The following is an 18,866-nucleotide window of genomic DNA, read 5'->3' on the forward strand; positions in this document are numbered from 1 at the left end:
GAATGTTCCTAATGAAGCCGCGGATTCGCGCCCTGGCCCTTGTCGTCGATCACGAGGCCTCGATGGAAGCGGTCGAGCGTGAAAGGGGCGTTGAAATCGTGCGGTTGGTCCTTGGCGATGGTCCAGGCAAAGCACCAGCCGGAAGCCGGCGTTGCCTTGAAGCCGCCATAGCACCAGCCGCAATTGAGATACATGCCGGGCAGGGGCCCCATGGTGATGATCGGCGAGCCGTCCATCGACATGTCGCAGACGCCGCCCCAGGAGCGCAGCATGCGCACACGCGCAAGGCCCGGGAAAAGCGCGAGCATCTCGCTCATCACCTCGTCGACGATGGGCAGGTTGCCGCGCTGGGCGTAGCTGTTGTAGCCGTCGATGTCGCCGCCATAGACAAGGCCGCCCTTGTCGGACTGCGACATGTAGAAATGGCCCATGCCGAAGGTCACGACCGTGTCGATGAAGGGTTTCAGTGATTCGGTGACGAAGGCCTGCAGCACATGGCTTTCGATCGGCATCGTCTCGACGCCGGCAAGTTGCATGACGCGGCCGGTGCTGCCGGCGACCGCGACCGCGACCTTCTTGGCCCTGATATCGCCGCGCGAGGTGGTAACGCCGGTGACGCGGTCGCCGTCACGCAGGAAGCCGGTGACCTCGCAATTCTCGACGATGTCGACGCCGCGCCGGTCGGCGCCGCGTGCATAGCCCCAGGCGACCGCATCGTGTCGCGCGGTGCCGGCGCGCCGCTGCATCAGGCCGCCGACGACAGGAAAGCGTGCATCGCTGGAGATGTCGAGCGCCGGGATCAGGCGCTTGATCTCGGCTGGGGTCATCAATTCCGCATCGACGCCGAGATGGCGCATGGCATTGCCGCGCCTTGCATAGTCGTCGAACTGAGCCGGCGTGTGCGCCAGGTTCAGGCAGCCGCGCTGCGAGAACATGACGTTGTAATTGAGTTCGTGCGACAGGTTCTCCCACAGCTTCATCGAATGTTCGTAGAAGCGGGTGTTGGCGGGCAGGAGATAGTTCGAGCGAACGGCCGTGGTGTTGCGGCCGACATTGCCGGAGCCGAGCCAGCCTTTTTCCAGCACCGCGACATTGGTGATGCCGTGCTCCTTGGCCAGATAGTAGGCCGTCGCCAGGCCGTGACCGCCGCCGCCGATGATGATGACGTCGTAGGATGCCTTCGGATCCGGCTTGCGCCAGGCCGGCTTCCAGTCCTTGTTTCCCTTGAACGCGTTCGCAAGCAGCGAAAGGGCCGAGTACTCTGCCATGTGTATGGTGTCCGTTGCGGGCGATGCGGCAGACTATAGAGCAGGGGGCTGATAGAAAGCCAATATTGCGCCATCGCCTTTCGACTGGCCGACGCTTGATGTGTGCGATCGGTCGCGGTGGCTTGCCCCATGATATGGCCGTCTTTATCAAGGACAGGCTTTTTGAATGCCTTTGCCGCCCGCGAGTCGCCGATCCATCATGTTTTTTCGATTGCTTCGCCTCATATTGATCCTGGCGCTTGTCGTTTCGGCGCCGCTGTCGTTCGAGGCGGCGGCGCAAGGCGTTGGCCAGGCGCCCGCGGGACTGGTCGCCGACCAGCAGAAGATCATCCAGGGCCTGACGACCAAGGCCGACAATTTCGAGAAGCAGATACAACAGGATGGCGAGGACGACAGCAACCTCGTCGATATCCGCCTGCAACTCGAGGAATTGTCACGGCAATCGCTGACCAGCGCGCTGGCGTTCCGGACACGCCTGGGCGAAATCAACAGCAGGCTCGAACAGCTCGGGCCGGCACCTGCCGCCGGCCAACCGGCGGAGCCCGGCATCGTCAGCGGCGAACGCCAGGCGCTGACGTCCGAAAAGGCGGAGATCAACGCGGTCATCTCGCAAGCTCAGGCCTTGTCGATCCGTATCAGCGGGCTGATCGACAAGATCGGCAACATGCGCAGCGCGCTTTTCCGCAATCTTTTGACCAAGCGCTATGTGCTCTCGGACGCCTTGAGCCCGCAGGTCTTTTCCGATGCCCGGGAAGAGTTCGGCAATTTTTACAAGGCAGTGTCATCCTGGCTGAGCTTCGCCTTCAGGTTCAAGTTCCAGGCCATCCTCGCGGCAACCTTCGTGGCGCTCGGCCTTGCGCTGGTGCTGCTGGTCGGCGGCAGGCGCCTGTTCGGACGGGTTTTCGAAGCCGATCCGACCAACGAGGACCCGTCCTATCTCACTCGCCTTTCGGTGGCCTTCTGGTCGACCCTACTGCCGACGCTTGCAGTCGGCGCCTTTCTCGGATCGACGATCTTCTTCTTCAATTATTACAATGTCTTGCGCGGCGATATCGGCCTCTTTCTCAATGCCCTTGCGATGGTCGTCGGAGTGGTGTTCTGCGTCAACCGGCTGACAAACGCAGCCCTTTCGCCGCGGCTGCCGAACTGGCGCCTGATCCCTGTCGAGACCGGGCCGGCGCGCTGGCTGGTCCGCTTGGCCACAGCCATGGCCGTGGTCATCAGCTTCAACACCTTCCTCTCGGTGATCAATGACAAGATGGGGTCGCCCCTGTCACTGACGATCGCGCGCAGCTTCGTCGCCACCATCGTCGTCGGCATCATCCTGATCCTGATGGCGATGCTGCGGCCGTTCAAGGCGCGCGACGGTAGCTGGCGACCTTGGCCCGCATGGCTGCGTTACCTGTCGCTATCCCTTGGCCTGTTCACAATCATAGCCGCCTTGCTTGGCTATATTGGCCTTGCGCTCTTTGTCTCCTTGCAAGTCGTGGTCACAGGCACAGCCTTGATCACCGCCTATATCGGCTTCCTGTCGGCGCAGGCGATCGGCGAGGAGGGCGCTTTCACCAACACGTCGGTCGGGCGCTGGCTGTCGGCCAATTCCAGCTACGAGGATACCGCACTCGACCAGCTCGGCCTGGTCGTCAGCATCGCCATCAACGTGATGATCGTGCTGGTGTTCCTGCCGCTGATCCTTTTGATGTGGGGCTTCCAGCCCGGCGACATCGAAGCTTGGGCCTACAAGCTGGCGACTGGGATCACCATCGGTTCGGTGACGATCTCGGTCACCGGGATCCTTTCGGGCATCGTCGTCTTCGTCATCGGCTATTTCCTGACGCGCTGGTTCCAGGGCTGGCTGGACGGCTCGGTCATGGCGCGCGGCAAGGTCGATACCGGGGTCCGCAACTCGATCCGGCTGGCAGTGGGCTATGCCGGCGTTGCGCTCGCCGCGCTGGTCGGTATTTCGGCGGCCGGCATCGACCTCTCCAGCCTGGCGCTGGTCGCGGGTGCGCTTTCCCTCGGTATCGGCTTTGGTCTGCAGAATGTGGTGTCCAATTTCGTCTCCGGCCTGATCCTTTTGGCCGAACGCCCGTTCAAGGTCGGCGACTGGATCGTGGCCGGCGACGTCAGCGGTACGGTCAAGAAGATCAGCGTGCGCGCCACCGAGATCGAGACTTTCCAGCGGCAGTCGGTGATCCTGCCCAATTCGAACCTGATCAACAATGCCGTCGGCAACTGGACGCACCGCAACAAGCTCGGCCGCATCGACATCAAGGTTGGCGTCGCCTATGGCAGCGACGTCAAGCAGGTTCACGCCGTCCTGCTGGATATCGCGCGCAGCCATCCGCTGGTGCTGAAGAACCCCGAGCCGTTCGTGCTGTTTTCCAATTTCGGACCCGCCGCGCTCGAATTCGAGATTCGTCTGTTCCTGGCCGATGTGACGAACGGCAACGTCGTGCAGAACGACGTCCGCTTCACCGTGCTGGAGAAATTCGTCGACCAGCACATCGAAATCCCTTCCACGCCGCGCGCGGTCGTCGAGGCCAAGAAGCACGTGGCTTGGCCGACCGATGACGACAAGATCGAGGCCGATTTCGCGGAGCAGCAGGAGGCCAAAGCGCAAGCCGAAGCCGAGGCGAAGCGTCAAGCCAAATCGGGCCGCAGGACACGCAAGCCCGATCCGGATTAGATTGGAATTTCAGGGTTGCACGTCGCCAAGGCCAATTGCGGCATGAATGCGGCATTCAGTTGCGGTTCAGCTTCCATCTCATATAAGCTCCCATGCAAAGGCGAAAATGCCTTGTGAAATGCAACAGAGGCGGTGGGAACACCGATACTGCAAAATGTGGAAGTCTCTCGTCGCTGCCCTGGCCATGCTCGCCGTGAGCGGCTCGGCCCATGCCGCAAGCGCGGTCAACAAGGACGCCGAGACCCGCACGCTGGTCGTGACCGAGGGCGGCAGCAAGACCGAGCTCGCGCTGGCCGGCGGTGAAACCGTCGAGTTCTGCCAGAACGGCTGCTTCGTCACCTTGCCGAACGGTGACCTCGAAGCTCTGACCGGTTCGGAAACCGTCGAGATTTCCGGCGGCGTCGCCCGCATCAAGTAGTCTCTGCGGCATGATTGGAAAGGCCGGGCGTTTGTCCTGCCTTTTATCGTTTCCGGTAGCGGTTGTTTAACAATGACGCTGAAAATACCGCCTCGGCAGCCGCTTGCAACCCTGCGTTTTAACGTTTGCTAGGCGATCCCCCGCTATACCGCTGTCCAAGACGCCGAAACACGGCGCTCAACGGGATTCCGGTTTCCGGATCACACGCTGGCAGGGCAGGACGGGCATGGACGCGCGGTCGGACAGGAACGCAATACCGCTTGCGGTCGATCTCGATGGCACGCTGATCGCGACGGACCTTTTGTGGGAAGGACTGTTCATCCTCCTCAAGAAGAACCCGCTCTATCTCTTCCTTGTCCCTTTCTGGGCGGCCGGCGGGCCAGCGCGGCTGAAGCAGGCGATCGCCCAGCGCATCGACATCGACCCCGCGATGCTGCCCTATCGGGCGCCGCTGCTCGACCGGCTCCGCGCCGAGCACGCCGAAGGCCGCAAGCTCGTTCTGGCGACCGGCACGCCGCGCAAGTTCGCCGATGCCATTGCTGTCCATCTCGGCATCTTCGATCGGGTGCTGGCCACTGACGGCCTCGACAATCTCACTTCGGGCAAGAAGCGCGCCTCGCTCCTCGATGCCTATGGCGATGCCGGTTTCGACTATGCCGGCAACAGCCGCCATGACCTCCAGGTCTTCGACGCGGCGCGCAGCGCGATCGTGGTGGCGCCGGACCGTCATGCCGCGCGCTGGCAGGCGGCGCATGGCGCCGAAACGATGCCGGCGCCGAAGCCGACATTGCGGACCATCGTCAAGATGCTGCGCGTCCACCAGTGGCTGAAGAACTCCCTGATCGCCGTGCCGATGATGCTGTCGCACGAATATTTCAATCCCAACATGATCTGGCAATGTTTGCTGGCGTTCATCTCGTTCAGCGCAGTAGCGTCGGCGATCTATATCCTCAACGATTTCTTCGATCTTGCGCTCGACCGCAAGCATCCCACCAAGCGCAACAGGCCGTTTGCCAGCGGCGCACTTTCGATCCCGTTCGGCCTCGGCGCAATCGCGGTGCTGCTGGCGATCGGCGTCGGCACCAGCTGCCTTCTGCCGATCGAATTCCTCGGGGTGCTCGGTGGCTATATGGTCGTTACCACGGCCTATTCGCTGTCGTTCAAGCGCATGCTTCTGGTCGACGTGCTGACGCTTGCCGGGCTCTATACGATCCGCGTGCTCGCCGGCGCGGCCGCGACCGGCGTCGACGTGTCGTTCTGGCTGCTCGCCTTTTCGATCTTCTTCTTTCTCTCGCTGGCATTGGTGAAGCGCTTCGTCGAACTGCGCACCACAGCCATACCGCCAGGCGAACGCATTGCCGGCCGCGGCTATCGCACGGAAGATCAGGAGATCGTCGCCCAGGCCGGCATGGCTTCGGCCTTCTCCTCGGCGCTGGTGCTGGCGCTCTACATGGACAGCGTCGCGGTGCGCCAACTCTATCCGCATCCCTGGCTGATCTGGCCGCTGGCGCCGATCGTGCTCTATCTCACCATGCGCGTCTGGATCCTGGCGCGCCGCGACGAAATGCACGACGACCCGGTCGTCTTCATCATCAGCGACTGGCGCAGCCAGATCGTGGTGGCGATCGGCGCCGTGCTGCTGGTCATCGGGGGCTGGTAAGTATGGCCGAACGCTTCCAGAGCTTTGGCCGTGCCACACCGCCAGCGGCAAGGGCGATCCATGCCGATGACGCCATTGCATTGCTGAAGGGTGGCCAGGCGAGGCAAGCATCGCTGCTTGCCTATGGCAATGGCCGGTCCTACGGCGATTCCTGTCAGAACCAGGCCGGTACGGTCATCGACATGCGGCCCTTGAACCGCATTCGCGGCTTCAACGCCGAGAGCGGTCTGCTCGAAGCGGATGCCGGTGTGCTGCTTGCGGATGTCATTGCACATGCCGCGCCTCACGGCTTCTTTCCGGCGGTGGTCCCCGGCACACAATTCGTCACGCTCGGCGGCGCAATTGCCAACGATGTCCACGGCAAGAACCATCACCGGCGCGGCACTTTCGGTTGCCATGTGGAAAGCTTTACGGTGCTGCGGTCGGATGGACGCAGCTATCGCTGCTCGGCGACTGACAATCCGCGGCTGTTTCGGGCGACCATCGGCGGCATGGGTCTCACCGGCCTGATCCTGTCGGCCTCGATCCGGCTGATGCGGGTTCCGTCGCTCGACATCATGGAAAAGACGACGCGGTTCCGCGATCTCGGCGAATATTTCGACTTCGCCGAAGCGGCGGACCAGGCCAATGAATATGCCGTCGCCTGGATCGACCAGCTTGCCGGTGGCCGCAACAGCGGACGGGGGCTGCTGTTTACCGGCAACCATGCCGAGCATGGCTCGCATGTGGCCGTGCGTGCGAGCGGGAAATTCTCCGTGCCGTTCCAGCCGCCTTTCAACGTGCTCGGCCGGCCATTCCTGACCGCGTTCAACGCTGCCTACAGGTGGAAAAAGGGCCGCGCTGCCGTGCCGCGCCAGATCGAATACCAGGGCTTCTTCTTCCCGCTCGACGGCGTTCGCGACTGGAACAGGCTCTATGGACCGAAGGGGCTGTTCCAGCATCAGAGCGTGGTTCCGGAAGAGGCAGCACGCACGATCGTGCCGGCATTGCTCGAGGCTGCCCGGCAGGCCGGGCAGGGGTCGCTCCTCACCGTCTTGAAGCGCTTCGGCGCGGTCCGCTCGCCGGCATTGCTGTCGTTCCCGAGGCCTGGTTACACGCTGACGCTGGACTTCCCCAACAAGGGAGCCGCGACGCTTGCCCTGCTCGGCGAACTCGACCGCATGACCATAGCGGCCGGTGGCGCGGTCAACCCCTACAAGGATGCGCGCATGGGCGCTGCGACCTTCGCCGCCTCCTTCGCCGACTGGCCGAGACTGGAAGCGTTGCGCGACCCTGCCTTCATGTCCGATTTCTGGGCGCGCACGGCCGGGAGCATCGAACTGCGGCGGCGCGGCGCCGAGGCGGCCGAATAGGTAAAACTAGAATGAATCATGGTTTCCGAATGCTTAACACCAAGGTTTACCCAAAACAGTCTTGTGAGTTCACGAAATATTTTTAGGTTTGTATTAGCTAATATCACGAGGATGGCGGGCTGAAATGAAATATATCTTTTTCATTCTCTTTACGGTCATGACCAATGCCGCTGCGCAGCTGATGCTGAAGCAAGGCATGATATCGCTCGGACCGATTTCGTTCGAGGGCACCAATCCGCTGATCAAGCTGCTGCAGATCGTCTTCAGCCCCTGGGTCTTCCTTGGCCTGTGCACCTTCGTCATTTCGATGGCCTCGCATCTTTATGTGCTGTCCAAGGTCGAACTCTCCTTCGCCTATCCGTTCCTGAGCCTGGCTTACGTCGCCGTCGCGATCTTCGCCTATTTCGTCTTCCGCGAGGATCTCAATGGCTGGCGCATCGCCGGCATTGCCTGCATCTGCGTCGGCACGGTGCTGATCGCGCAAAGTGGGCGAGGGCATGAGGATCAGACCGCGTCCATCATCTCCGACAAGATACAAGCAAACGAGATCGTTCGATGAGACATGTGATTTTCGGCGGTGACGGCTTCGTCGGCCGCCATCTTGCCCCGAAGCTCGTGGCCGATGGCGAAGAGGTTGTCGTTGCCGACATCGTCAAAAACGACTTCGCGCATTACCGCAATGTCCGCTTTATCAAGTGCGATGTCACCGATCCGGCGTCGGTCGCCGCCGTCGGGCTCAAGGCCGACGACATGGTCTACAATTTGTCGGCCAAGATGCTGTCGCCGATCCAGGTGCGTGCCAAGCGACATGACTTCTTCTTCCCGGTCAATTTCCATGGCGCCGAGCACATCATGCAGGCCATGGACAAGGCAGGTGCCCCCAAGCTCGTCCACTATACGACCGACATGATCTACGGCCACACGGTCACCCAGCCGATGACCGAGGAGCACCCGGTCGCGCCACTCGGCGAATATGGCTGGTCGAAGCAGAAGACCGAGGAACTGGCCGCCGAATGGCGCCAGCGCGGTATGTCGATCTCGCTGTTTCGCCCGCGCCTGATCATCGGGCCAGGCCGCCTCGGCATCCTCGAAAAACTGTTCAAGCTGATCGACTGGAGTTTTCCGGTGCCGATGATCGGTTCGGGCAAAAACCCCTATCAGTTCATCTCGGTGTTCGACTGCGCCGAGGCCGCACGTGCCGCCTGGAAGGCCGGTGTGCCCAACGAGGCCTATAATCTTGGCTCGCTCAACCCGCCACCGGTGAAGAAATTGCTCGGCGACCTGATCCGACATGCCGGCTCGAAGTCGATCCTGCTGCCTACGCCCGGCTGGGCGGTCAAGCGCACGCTCGACCTGCTCGATCTCATCAACCTGCCGATCATGGATCCCGAGCAATATCTGATCGCCGACGAGGAATGCGTGCTCGACGTGTCCAAGGCCGAGCGCCAGCTCGGTTGGGTCCCGCAATATCGCGATGAGGACATGCTGATCGCCGCCTACTGCGAATACCGTGCCAAGAAGGCCGGGCACGCCGTCGCCACCAAACATGTGCCCGCCGAATAGCGGATAGCCAAACAGTTTTATGGCGCACGACGCTGGTCGTAGGCGCGGACAGGAGATTGAAATGACCATCATGGCCAAGCCGGAACAGACGAATGCGCGCACCCTGGTCAGCGCGCCGGCGCTTTCGCCCGCCACCATCGCCAAGCCCGACCTGATCAGCGTCGAGCAGGCGAAGGCGATGGACGTGGCGCGGATGACCGACCTGTTCAAGGCGCATCTGAACCCCGGCCAGCTGCATTTCATGAGGTTGCTCGGCTTCCACAAGATCAAGATCGAGCGTGCCGAGGGCATGTTCTACATCGACCAGAATGGCCGCAAGATCCTCGACTTCTTCGGCGGCTTCGGGTCGCTGGCCTTCGGCCATAACCATCCGCGCATTCTGGAAGCGAGGAAGAAATTCCAGGAAGAAAAGCGCCAGGAGATCGCCATCGCCTTCATGTCGCAATATGCGGCCGCGTTGGCGCATAACATCGCCAAATGCTCGCCCGGCGACCTCGACATGGTATTTTTGGGCTCGTCCGGCTCGGAGGCGATGGAAGCGGCGGTGAAGCTTGCCGAACGCGCCGCCGGCCCGAAGCGGCCGAAGATCGCCTATGCGGAGAACTCCTTCCACGGCAAGACCAAGGGCGTGCTGGGCATCACCGATGGCCAGCTCTACCGCGCCGACTTCAAGATGGCCGACAATACGGTCCGCATCCCCTTCGCCGACATCGAGGCGGTCGAGTACCTGTTCTGCTCCAATCCGGAGATCGGCGTCATCGTGCTGGAAACCATCCAGGGCGGCGGTGGCATCATCCAGGCGCCGGCGCAATACTGGCAGAAGCTGCGCGCGCTGTGCGACCAGCATGGCGTGCTGTGGGTCGCCGACGAAGTGCAGTGCGGTTATGGCCGCTCGGGCCGCTTCTATGCCTTCGAGCACTATGGCGTCGTGCCTGATGTGACGGCATTGGCCAAGTCTCTGGGCGCCGGCAAGGCCGCGGTCGGCGCGATGATTGCGCGTCGCGAAATCTACATGAAGGCCTATGGCACGCCGAAGACGGCGATGATCCACGCCATGGCCACCTTCGGCGGCATGGGCGAAGCCTGTGCCACCGCGATCGAGGGCATCAACGTGCTTTACGACGAGGGGCTGATCGACAACGCCGCGATCACCGGCGACTATCTGCTGACCCGCTTGCAGGCGCTGAAAGAAAAATATCCGAAGATCATCAAGGACGTGCGTGGCAAGGGTTTGATGATCGGCCTGGAGTTCCACGACTTCTCGCAGACCTTGCCGATGGTGCTGCGCCCCATCGTCAGCGTGCTCGACGACAAGCTGAAAGGCTCGCTGTCCGGCTTCGTCGGCGCGCTGCTCTTGCGCGACTATGACGTGCTCGTCGCCTTCACCGAATACAACCGCAACGTCATCCGGCTCGAGCCGCCGCTGATCTGCCAGCGCGAACATGTCGACCGTTTCGTCGACGCCTTCGACAGCCTGCTGTCACGCGGCATCGTGGCGATCGTGAAGGACTTCGTGAAAAGCCAGGTCCGTTGAACGTTCGCTGATCAGACATGCTGACCACGTCGCCCGCTCCGCAAAATCCACTTGACCGGTTCGCCGAAGCCGGTCTGGCGTGGGGCGAGCGGACTTATGCACGGCTGGCGGCTCCGATCGGTGCGGCGGCTTTCGCGCTCTATATCCTTTTGACGGCGTTCACGGCCTGGGTGATGCCCGATGCCAACTGGGACATCCTGCCCTATCTCGCGATAGCCGAGGAGGGCGCCCATCCCGATGCGCAGACGCTGCATGACTATGCCTTCAACACCGTCAAATCGGGTGTGTCGGCCGGCGACTACAAGGCGCTGACCGACGATGGCGGCGGTTTTCGCAGCCACATGGCGCAGAACGCCGCCGACTTCCATTCGCTGCTCGGCATGTACCGGATCAAGTTTCTCTATGCCGAGATCCTGTCGACGCTGAGTTCCGTAATGTCGCCGATCAAGGCGATGCGGCTGGTGCAGGTTTTTTCGGTACTGCTGTTCGGCGCGATCACATTGCTCTGGCTGCGTGGGGAAAAGGCATTGGCGTTGGCGCCGGTGGTCGGCGCGGTGCTGACCATGGCCGATTTCGGCGATGCGGCGCGCGCCTCGACGCCTGACCTGCTCACGTCGGCGCTGCTGCTCGGCGGGCTCTATGCCTATATTAGAGGCCGCGAGGCGGCGACGGCGATCCTGCTCTTCCTTGCCTTCATGGTGCGGCCTGACAACATCGTGTTCCTTGCCGTTTTCGCAGTGCTGCTGGTCGTGTTCCGGCAGAAGGCATGGGGCGCATTGGCGGGCTTTGCCGCCTCGCTGCTCGCCTATTTCGCCATTTCGCATTGGGCCCATCATCCAGGCTGGTGGCCGCATCTGTGGTTCTCCAGCATCGAACAGCACTACAACATGGACGGGTTCGAGCCGGCTTTTTCCGTCACCGCCTATCTCCGGGCGTTTGCCACCTCGCTGCTGCGCGCCGTCAATCTGAACAGCTGGGTCGGGGTCTCGGTGCTGGCGCTGGCCGGCTGGTTTGCGGCCAACCGTGCCGGCTTCGGGCTCGGTCGCCGCGCCGGTATCCTGTTTGCGGCGCTGGTGCTCGGTGCGCTGGCCAAATTCACCGTCTTCCCGATCCACGACACGCGCATCTATTTTCCGCATCTGGTCCCGCCCTTCCTGCTGCTGGCATCGCCCTTCATGGCGCTGTGGGCGGCGGTCGCCCGCGGCCAGCACCGCGTCGCCTTGCACGTCATACCAGGAGACAAATCATGAGCTCAGTTTCCAGCCTGGCGCGCATTGCCCTGTCGCTTGGCCTTCCCGCCGGCCTGCTGGATCGCGGGCCATCGCTGCGCGGCACCAAGTTCCTCGCCAAAGCGGCGCTGAAGGCACGCTTCGGTGGTAGCGGCCGGCCATTCCAGATGGTCAATGTGGGCGCCTGCGATGGTGCGCTGTTCGATGACGTGACGCCGTGGCTGCACCGCATTCCAACGGCCCGCGCCATGCTGGTCGAGCCAATCCCGTACAACCAGAAACGGCTGCGCGCCAATTATCCCGACACGGACCGCTTCGTCATCGAACCGGTGGCAGTGACGAGGACAAAAGGTACGATCACCGTCCACACCTTTGACGCGGCCGCGCTCGAGGCCGGCACGCTGCCGATCGAGTTCATTGGCTGCTCGTCGGTCACGGACACCAATCTGATGTCGGGCAAGAATGCCTGGGGCGAGGCCGACGCGAATTTCAACAAGTTCGCGCCGCACCTGAAAGACATCGAGGTGCCATCGGAGACCTTGCAGACATTGCTTGACCGCAATGGCATCACCCATATCGATGCCTTCCTCGTCGATTGCGAAGGCGCAGACTGGATCGTATTCGAGCAGCTCGACCTCAAGCGCTATCGTCCCGGTATGATCAAGGTCGAGGTCGGTGCTCTGCCTGCCCTGGAGATCGGTCAGGTCGTGGTCAAGCTGAAGACGGCGGGCTACCAGGTCGGTTTCCAGGCCGAGGATGTCTGGGCATTTGCCTGATGGGTAGCTGTTTTCCCTGATTTGGGAGGGGTCGCGCCGCATCCGCGGCGTGTCGCAAACAGGCGGTAGCGCCGTGCCCGTCGCCTGCATATTGTGCGCCGATCAAACGGGCGCCGAAGCCGCCCGCAACAGCATTCTGGAGTCGCGGGCAATGGCAGAGTTTCCGAAAAAGGCGAAGGTCGTCATCGTAGGCCTCGGCGGCATTGTCGGCGCATCGATCGCCCATCATCTGATCGAGCGCGGTTGGGACGACATTGTCGGGATCGACAAGTCGGGCATCCCGACCGACATCGGCTCGACCGCGCACGCTTCCGACTTCTGCTACACCACCAGCCACGATTTCCTGTCGTGCTGGACGACGCTCTATTCCATCGATTTCTACGAGAAGATGGGTCATTATGCGCGCGTCGGCGGCTTGGAAGTCGCCCGTGTCGGCGACGACAGCCGCATGGACGAGATCAAGCGCAAGATCGCTTCGGCCAAGGCTTTCGGCACGCGCGCACGCCTGATCGAACCCGCCGAGATCAAGGAAAAATTCCCACTGATCGAACAGGATCTGGTGCAGGGCGGCCTGTGGGATCCGGACGCCGGTCTCGTCATTCCGCGCTCACAGACGGTCGCCGGCAAGCTGGTCGACCAGGCTGAAGCCTCCGGCAAGCTCAAATCCTTTGCCAACACGCCGGCGAAGTCGCTCGTCGTCAAGGACGGCCGCATCAGCGCCGTGGTGACCGAGCGCGGCACGATCGAGGCCGACTATGTCATCGTCTGCGCCGGCATCTGGGGCCGGCTCATCGCCGAAATGGTCGGCGAGGACCTGCCTGTCATGCCGATCGACCATCCGCTGACCTTCTTCGGCCCCTACACCGAGTTCGCCGGCACCGGCAAGGAGATCGGCTGGCCGCTGCTGCGCGACCAGGGCAACTCGGCCTATATGCGCGACACCGGCGATCCCAAGACCGCCGAGGGCGGCCAGATCGAATGGGGCTATTACGAAGAGGCCAATCCGCGCCTCTGCCATCCGCGCGATCTCCTGGAAAAGGACCAGGCGCGGCTGTCGCCGTCGCAGCGCGACCTCGACATGGAGCAGATCCTGGCGCCGCTCGAACGCGCCATGGAACTGACGCCGATCCTGGGTGAACTCGGCTATAACGAAAGCCATTCGTTCAATGGCCTGCTGCAGGTGACCGCCGACGGCGGCCCATCGATGGGCGAAAGCCAGAAGGTGAGGGGCCTTTGGTATGCCGTTGCCATCTGGGTCAAGGACGGCCCCGGCATGGGCAAGCTGATCGCCGACTGGATGACCGACGGCCGCACCGAGATCGACCACCACGCCATCGATTATGCGCGCTTCTATCCACACCAGACTAAGGAACAGTTCATCTGGGATCGCTGCACCGAGACGGCGATGAAGGTCTACAATCCGGCGGTGCATCCGCGCGAACCCTTCTCCAAGGCCCGCAATATCAGGCGTTCGCCATTTTGGGAGCGCGAGAAGGAACTCGGCGGCTATTTCATGGAGCTCGGCGGCTGGGAGCGCGCGCATGGCTATGCCACCAACGAGCATCTGCTCGAGAAGTATGGCAACCGGGTGCCGGTGCGCGAGAACGAATGGGACAACCGCCATTTCTGGCGCGTCTCCAACGCCGAGCACCTGGCGATGAGCGAGGATTGCGGCATCGTCAACCTCTCGCATTTCTCGATGTATGACATCGAGGGGCCCGACCATGTCGCGCTGCTGGAATGGCTGTGCGCGGCCAAGATCGGCGGCGACAACAACATCGGCAAGGGCATCTACACCCACTTCCTCGATGAGGAAGGAATGGTGCGCGCCGACTTCACCGTGATCCGCATGGCCGACCGCTGCCGGCTGATCGACGGCGCCGACGCCGGGCCGCGCGACTTCCAGTACATGCGCCGTACGGCTCAGGACAAAGGGTTCGACGTCACCATTACCGATGTGACCGAGAAGTACGTCACCATCGGCATCTGGGGACCGAACGCGCGGACGACCTTGCAGAAGGTGGTCGAGAACCCGGATGGGCTTTCGCCGGAGAATTTTCCGTTCGCGGCGATCAAGCCGGTCAGGATCGGCGGCAAGGATGTCACCGCCTTCCGCATCTCCTATGTCGGCGAGCAGGGCTGGGAACTGCATATGCGCTACGAGGATGGTCTCGCCGTCTGGGACGCGTTGCGCTCGACCGGTGTCATGCCATTCGGCGTCGAGACCTACGCCAACACGCGCCGCATGGAGAAGAGCCTGCGGCTACAGAACGCCGATCTCCTGACCGAGTATAATCTGCTCGAGGCCGACCTTGCCCGACCGAAGGTCAAGGAGAACGATTTCTGCGGCAAGGCCAAGCATGTGGGGTATCGCGAACGCGCGCATCAGCCCGCCATGCTGTGCACGCTGGTGATGACCGAGAATACGGATTCCAAGGGTGTCGCCCGTTATCCCGTCGGCATCATGCCGGTGATGGACCCCGAGAGCGGGGAAACATTGGTTGACGAACTCGGCCGCCGCTCCTTCACAACATCGGTCGCCTATGGTCCGACCATCGGCAAGAACATCGCGCTCGCCTATCTGCCCTGGGCCTATGCCCAGGAGGGCCGCAAGCTCAAGGTCGAGTATTTCGGCGAGACTTATCCGGTCGAGGTGGCAAGCGTCGGCTACAAGCCGCTTTACGACCCGGAGAATCTGAAGCCGCGGAGCTGATCGCCCAACGCCAGGGCGCGCACAGATTGGATCAGCCCGGCAAAGGCCGGGCTTTTCTCTTTTTCGGTGGGCGATTCTGGCTTACCCTCGCGGAATGTCTGGTTTGCCCTGCGCAAGACATCTGTTTTCCGCCTCTGCCGTACTGGGACTGATGCTCTGGCCGGCGCCAATGTCCCGCGCGGACGAGCCGGTCGATGTCGAGCTGGTGCTGGCGGTGGATGTTTCGCTGTCGATGTCGGCGGATGAGCTTGAGATCCAGCGCCATGGCTACGCAGCGGCGCTGACGCATGACAATGTGCTGCAGGCGATCGCCGATGGCGTCTATGGCAAGATCGCCGTCACCTATGTCGAATGGGCCGGTACCAGCTGGCAACGCGTCATCGTGCCGTGGACGGTGATCGCAAGCCGGGCCGACGCCGAGCGGGTTGTGGCGCAATTTTCGGCCCAGCCGCCCGACAGCGCGCGGCGCACCTCGATCTCCGGTGCGCTGGAGTTCGGTAGCGACCTTTTCGCCGAAAGCGGCTACCAGGGAACCAAGCGCGTCATCGACATTTCGGGCGACGGGCCAAACAACCAGGGCGCGCCGGTCAATCTCGCCCGCGACGGCGTGGTCAGGCAAGGCATCGTCATCAACGGCCTGCCGCTGATGACCCGAGGCGGCTTTTCCGGCGTCTATGACGTCAACGATCTCGACCGCTACTACAGCGACTGCGTCATCGGCGGCGCCGGCGCCTTCATGATCCCGGTCAACGACTGGACGCAATTTCCCGAAGCCATCCGCCGCAAGCTGGTGCTGGAGCTTGCCGGCCCGGCGTCGCGCCAATGGGCGGCGGAGGAGGCGGATCACCCGCCAGTGGTGCTGGCGCAGGACAAACCCGCCGCCGACTGCCAGGTCGGCGAGAAAATGTGGCGCAACCGCAACTGGATGCCCGACACCAGGTAGAACAATCTGAAACCGGTTGCCGGCTGCTTTCCACGCAAACACGTTCCTGTCGATTGACAAGCCCATCGGCCTCTGTGAACAATTTCCCCCAGAGAAACAAAAGGGGAACCGACATGAACAGGATAACCGTCTTTGCCGCGACATTGACGCTTGCCGCGGGTTTGACCGCGCCGGCGATGGCCGCCACGTCACTTACCATCGGCATCAGCGGATGGACCGGATTCGCGCCGCTGACGCTCGCCAAGCAGACAGGGCTGTTCGAGAAGCATGGCCTCGACGTGACCTTGAAAAAGGTGCCGCAGGCCAGCCGTCCGCTCGCCATCGCCAGCGGCGACCTGCAATGCGCCGCCACCACGGTCGAGACCTGGCTGGTCTGGAACGCCAGCGGGGTGGCCACCAAGCAGATTTTCCAGCTCGACAAATCCTATGGCGCCGACGGCATCGTCGCGCGCAACGACATCAAGACCGTCGCCGATCTCAAGGGCAAGACCGTCGCCTCCTCGGCGCCAGGCACGTCGCCCTATTTCCTGCTCGCCTGGGTGCTCAACAAAAACGGCATGTCGACCAAGGACGTGACGGTCGTCAATCTCGAGCCTGACGCGGCGGCGCAAGCCTTCCTCGCCGGCCAGAACGATGCGGCGGTCACCTATGAGCCGTTCCTTTCGGCCGTGCGCGACAAGGCCGACCAGGGTCATATCCTGGCGACCACGCTCGACTATCCGATGGTTCTCGACACGGTCGGCTGTACGCCCGAATTCCTCAAGGCCAATCCCGACGCCGCCAAGGCGCTTGCCGACAGCTATTTCGATGCTCTCGACATGATCAAGAAGGATCCGCAGAAATCCTACGAGATCATGGGCGCCGACGTGAAACAGTCGGCCAAGGAATTCGAGGATTCGGCGAAGTACCTGAAATGGGCCGACAAGGCTGAGAACAAGCAGTTCTTCACCAAGGAATTCCAGGATTTTTCCAAGACCGCGGGTGCACTGCTGCTGCAGATGGGGCTGATCAAGGAGGCGCCCGACGTCGCCACGCTGGCCGACACCAGCGCCATGGCGAATTGACGGTTCAACCCCTGGGCATCGTGCGGTGGCGCAGAGCGCCGCCGCCTTCCCCCTGACAAAGGACGAAGATGCGCCCCTTGCATCCTGTCTCACCGAGCCTGCGAACAGTGCTCGGCATTTCCTTCTTCGTGCTGTTCGTGGCCTTCTGGGCCTGGATCACGCTTGGCGGCCACGTCAACCGCATCTTCCTCGCCGACCCGCTGTCGATGCTGCGGGACGGCTGGCGGCTGCTGGTCGAGGACCGTTTCTGGCTCGACATACTGATCACCATCTGGCGGGTCTTCGGCGGCTTTGTGCTGGCCTCGGTCGTCGCCGTGCCGCTCGGCATCGCCATGGGCGCCTGGAAGCCGGTGGAAGCGTTTCTGGAGCCCTTCGTCTCCTTCGCCCGCTATCTGCCGGCGTCGGCCTTCATTCCGCTGCTCATCCTGTGGGCCGGCATTGGCGAACTGGAAAAACTGCTCGTCATCTTCGTCGGTTCGGTGTTCCAGATCATCCTGATCATTGCCGTCAAGGTGGGTTCCACGCGGCGCGACCTGGTCGAGGCCGCCTATACGCTGGGCTCGACCGGAAAGGGCATCGTCAGGCGGGTGATCATGCCGGCCAACGCGCCCGAGATCGCCGAGACGTTGCGGCTGGTGCTCGGCTGGGCCTGGACCTATGTCATCGTTGCCGAACTGATCGGTTCGTCGTCCGGCATCGGCTACATGATCATCAACAGCCAATCGCGGCTGGCGACCGGTCAGATCATCTTTGGCATCATCGTCATCGGCCTGATCGGGCTGTTGTCCGACTTCGCTTTCAAGGCGTTCAACCGCTGGCTCTTTCCGTGGAGCCTGGCGTGAGCAAGCTTCTCATCGAGGGCGTTTCCCGGACTTTTGCCGGCGTGCGCGGCGGAGAGCCGGTCAGGGCGCTGATGCCGGTCGACCTGGCGGTCGCGGCGAATGATTTCATCACCATACTGGGGCCGTCCGGTTGCGGAAAGTCGACGCTGTTGAGGATCGTCGCCGGCCTGGAGGCGCCAAGCGAAGGCCGCGTTCTGCTCGATGGCAAGGCGGTGACGAGGCCGGGACCGGACCGCGGCATGGTCTTCCAGTCCTACACGCTTTTCCCTTGGCTGACGGTCGCCGAAAACATCGCCTTCGGCCTGCGCGAACGCGGCATGGCCGAAGAGGAGAGGGACGGGATCGTTGCCTCCTATGTCGATCTCGTTGGGCTGAAGGGATTCGAGAACCATTGGCCGAAGCAGCTTTCCGGCGGCATGCAGCAGCGCACGGCGATAGCGCGGGCACTGGCCAACGATCCGGAAATCCTGTTGCTGGACGAGCCGTTCGGGGCGCTCGACAACCAGACGCGCGGGCTAATGCAGGAATTGCTGCTAGGCATATGGGAACGGCGCAAGAAGACGGTGCTGTTCGTCACCCACGATATCGAGGAGGCGATCTTCATGGCCTCGCGGGTCATCGTGATGACGGCGCGGCCCGGCCGCATCAAGTCGGATGTCGCCATCGACCTGCCGCATCCGCGCCACTACACGCTGAAGACCAGTCCGGAATTCTCGGCGTTGAAGGCACGGCTGACCGAGGACATCCGCGTCGAGGCGATGCGGACGGCAGACGCGCACTAACCGCTCGCGGCTCGGTCGTTCGCGCGTATGGTT

The 18,866-nt window shown here is 62.5% G+C and carries 15 protein-coding genes; 14 read left to right on the forward strand and 1 reads right to left on the reverse strand.

What is annotated here, in order from left to right:
- Positions 1 to 8: 8 nt before the first annotated feature.
- Positions 9 to 1,268 (reverse strand): sarcosine oxidase subunit beta, encoded by a 1,260-nt coding sequence (locus FJW08_RS22880; RefSeq protein WP_140758226.1) that lies wholly within the window; start codon positions 1,266 to 1,268, stop codon positions 9 to 11.
- A 199-nt stretch (positions 1,269 to 1,467) separates the two neighbouring features.
- Between FJW08_RS22880 and FJW08_RS22885 the strand changes: the two genes are divergently transcribed.
- The 14 genes from FJW08_RS22885 to FJW08_RS22950 all read left to right on the forward strand — a co-directional run bounded on the left by FJW08_RS22885 (position 1,468) and on the right by FJW08_RS22950 (position 18,833).
- Positions 1,468 to 3,957 (forward strand): mechanosensitive ion channel family protein, encoded by a 2,490-nt coding sequence (locus FJW08_RS22885; protein ID WP_140812400.1) that lies wholly within the window; start codon positions 1,468 to 1,470, stop codon positions 3,955 to 3,957.
- 154 nt (positions 3,958 to 4,111) lie between these two features.
- Entirely contained in the window at positions 4,112 to 4,375 is a 264-nt protein-coding gene (locus FJW08_RS22890) for a hypothetical protein (RefSeq protein WP_181178483.1), read from the forward strand.
- 226 nt (positions 4,376 to 4,601) lie between these two features.
- Positions 4,602 to 6,035, forward strand: a complete 1,434-nt coding sequence (locus FJW08_RS22895; protein ID WP_140812401.1) for a UbiA family prenyltransferase — start codon at positions 4,602 to 4,604, stop codon at positions 6,033 to 6,035.
- A gap of 2 nt (positions 6,036 to 6,037) precedes the next feature.
- Positions 6,038 to 7,387: an FAD-binding oxidoreductase gene (locus FJW08_RS22900; protein ID WP_140812402.1), complete on the forward strand. Its 1,350-nt coding sequence runs from the start codon at positions 6,038 to 6,040 to the stop codon at positions 7,385 to 7,387.
- A gap of 124 nt (positions 7,388 to 7,511) precedes the next feature.
- A complete protein-coding gene (locus tag FJW08_RS22905; RefSeq protein ID WP_140812403.1) occupies positions 7,512 to 7,946 on the forward strand; it encodes an EamA family transporter in 435 nt (144 codons plus the stop codon).
- Positions 7,943 to 8,950, forward strand: a complete 1,008-nt coding sequence (locus FJW08_RS22910) for an NAD(P)-dependent oxidoreductase (RefSeq protein ID WP_140812404.1) — start codon at positions 7,943 to 7,945, stop codon at positions 8,948 to 8,950. The genes FJW08_RS22905 and FJW08_RS22910 overlap by 4 nt, the downstream gene beginning before the upstream one ends.
- A 70-nt stretch (positions 8,951 to 9,020) precedes the next feature.
- Positions 9,021 to 10,484, forward strand: a complete 1,464-nt coding sequence (locus FJW08_RS22915) for an aspartate aminotransferase family protein (protein ID WP_181183017.1) — start codon at positions 9,021 to 9,023, stop codon at positions 10,482 to 10,484.
- A 17-nt stretch (positions 10,485 to 10,501) separates the two neighbouring features.
- A complete protein-coding gene (locus FJW08_RS22920) occupies positions 10,502 to 11,734 on the forward strand; it encodes a hypothetical protein (protein WP_140812406.1) in 1,233 nt (410 codons plus the stop codon).
- The gene (locus tag FJW08_RS22925; RefSeq protein ID WP_140812407.1) at positions 11,731 to 12,489 is read left to right on the forward strand and encodes an FkbM family methyltransferase; all 759 of its coding nucleotides are present in this window, start codon (positions 11,731 to 11,733) and stop codon (positions 12,487 to 12,489) included. Before FJW08_RS22920 ends, FJW08_RS22925 begins: the two co-directional genes overlap by 4 nt.
- A 151-nt stretch (positions 12,490 to 12,640) precedes the next feature.
- On the forward strand, positions 12,641 to 15,202 hold the full coding sequence (locus FJW08_RS22930) for an FAD-dependent oxidoreductase (protein WP_140812408.1): 2,562 nt from the start codon (positions 12,641 to 12,643) through the stop codon (positions 15,200 to 15,202).
- A gap of 151 nt (positions 15,203 to 15,353) precedes the next feature.
- Positions 15,354 to 16,145 (forward strand): DUF1194 domain-containing protein, encoded by a 792-nt coding sequence (locus tag FJW08_RS22935; RefSeq protein WP_224595433.1) that lies wholly within the window; start codon positions 15,354 to 15,356, stop codon positions 16,143 to 16,145.
- Between the two features lie 113 nt (positions 16,146 to 16,258).
- The gene (locus FJW08_RS22940) at positions 16,259 to 17,209 is read left to right on the forward strand and encodes an ABC transporter substrate-binding protein (RefSeq protein WP_140812409.1); all 951 of its coding nucleotides are present in this window, start codon (positions 16,259 to 16,261) and stop codon (positions 17,207 to 17,209) included.
- Positions 17,210 to 17,277: 68 nt separating this feature from the next.
- Positions 17,278 to 18,051, forward strand: a complete 774-nt coding sequence (locus FJW08_RS22945; RefSeq protein WP_140812410.1) for an ABC transporter permease — start codon at positions 17,278 to 17,280, stop codon at positions 18,049 to 18,051.
- Positions 18,048 to 18,833, forward strand: coding sequence for an ABC transporter ATP-binding protein (locus tag FJW08_RS22950; RefSeq protein WP_140758240.1), 786 nt, complete (start codon positions 18,048 to 18,050; stop codon positions 18,831 to 18,833). The genes FJW08_RS22945 and FJW08_RS22950 overlap by 4 nt, the downstream gene beginning before the upstream one ends.
- Positions 18,834 to 18,866 lie beyond the last annotated feature (33 nt).

This window comes from Mesorhizobium sp. B3-2-1, assembly GCF_006439515.1.
In the GTDB taxonomy this organism is placed as follows: domain Bacteria; phylum Pseudomonadota; class Alphaproteobacteria; order Rhizobiales; family Rhizobiaceae; genus Mesorhizobium.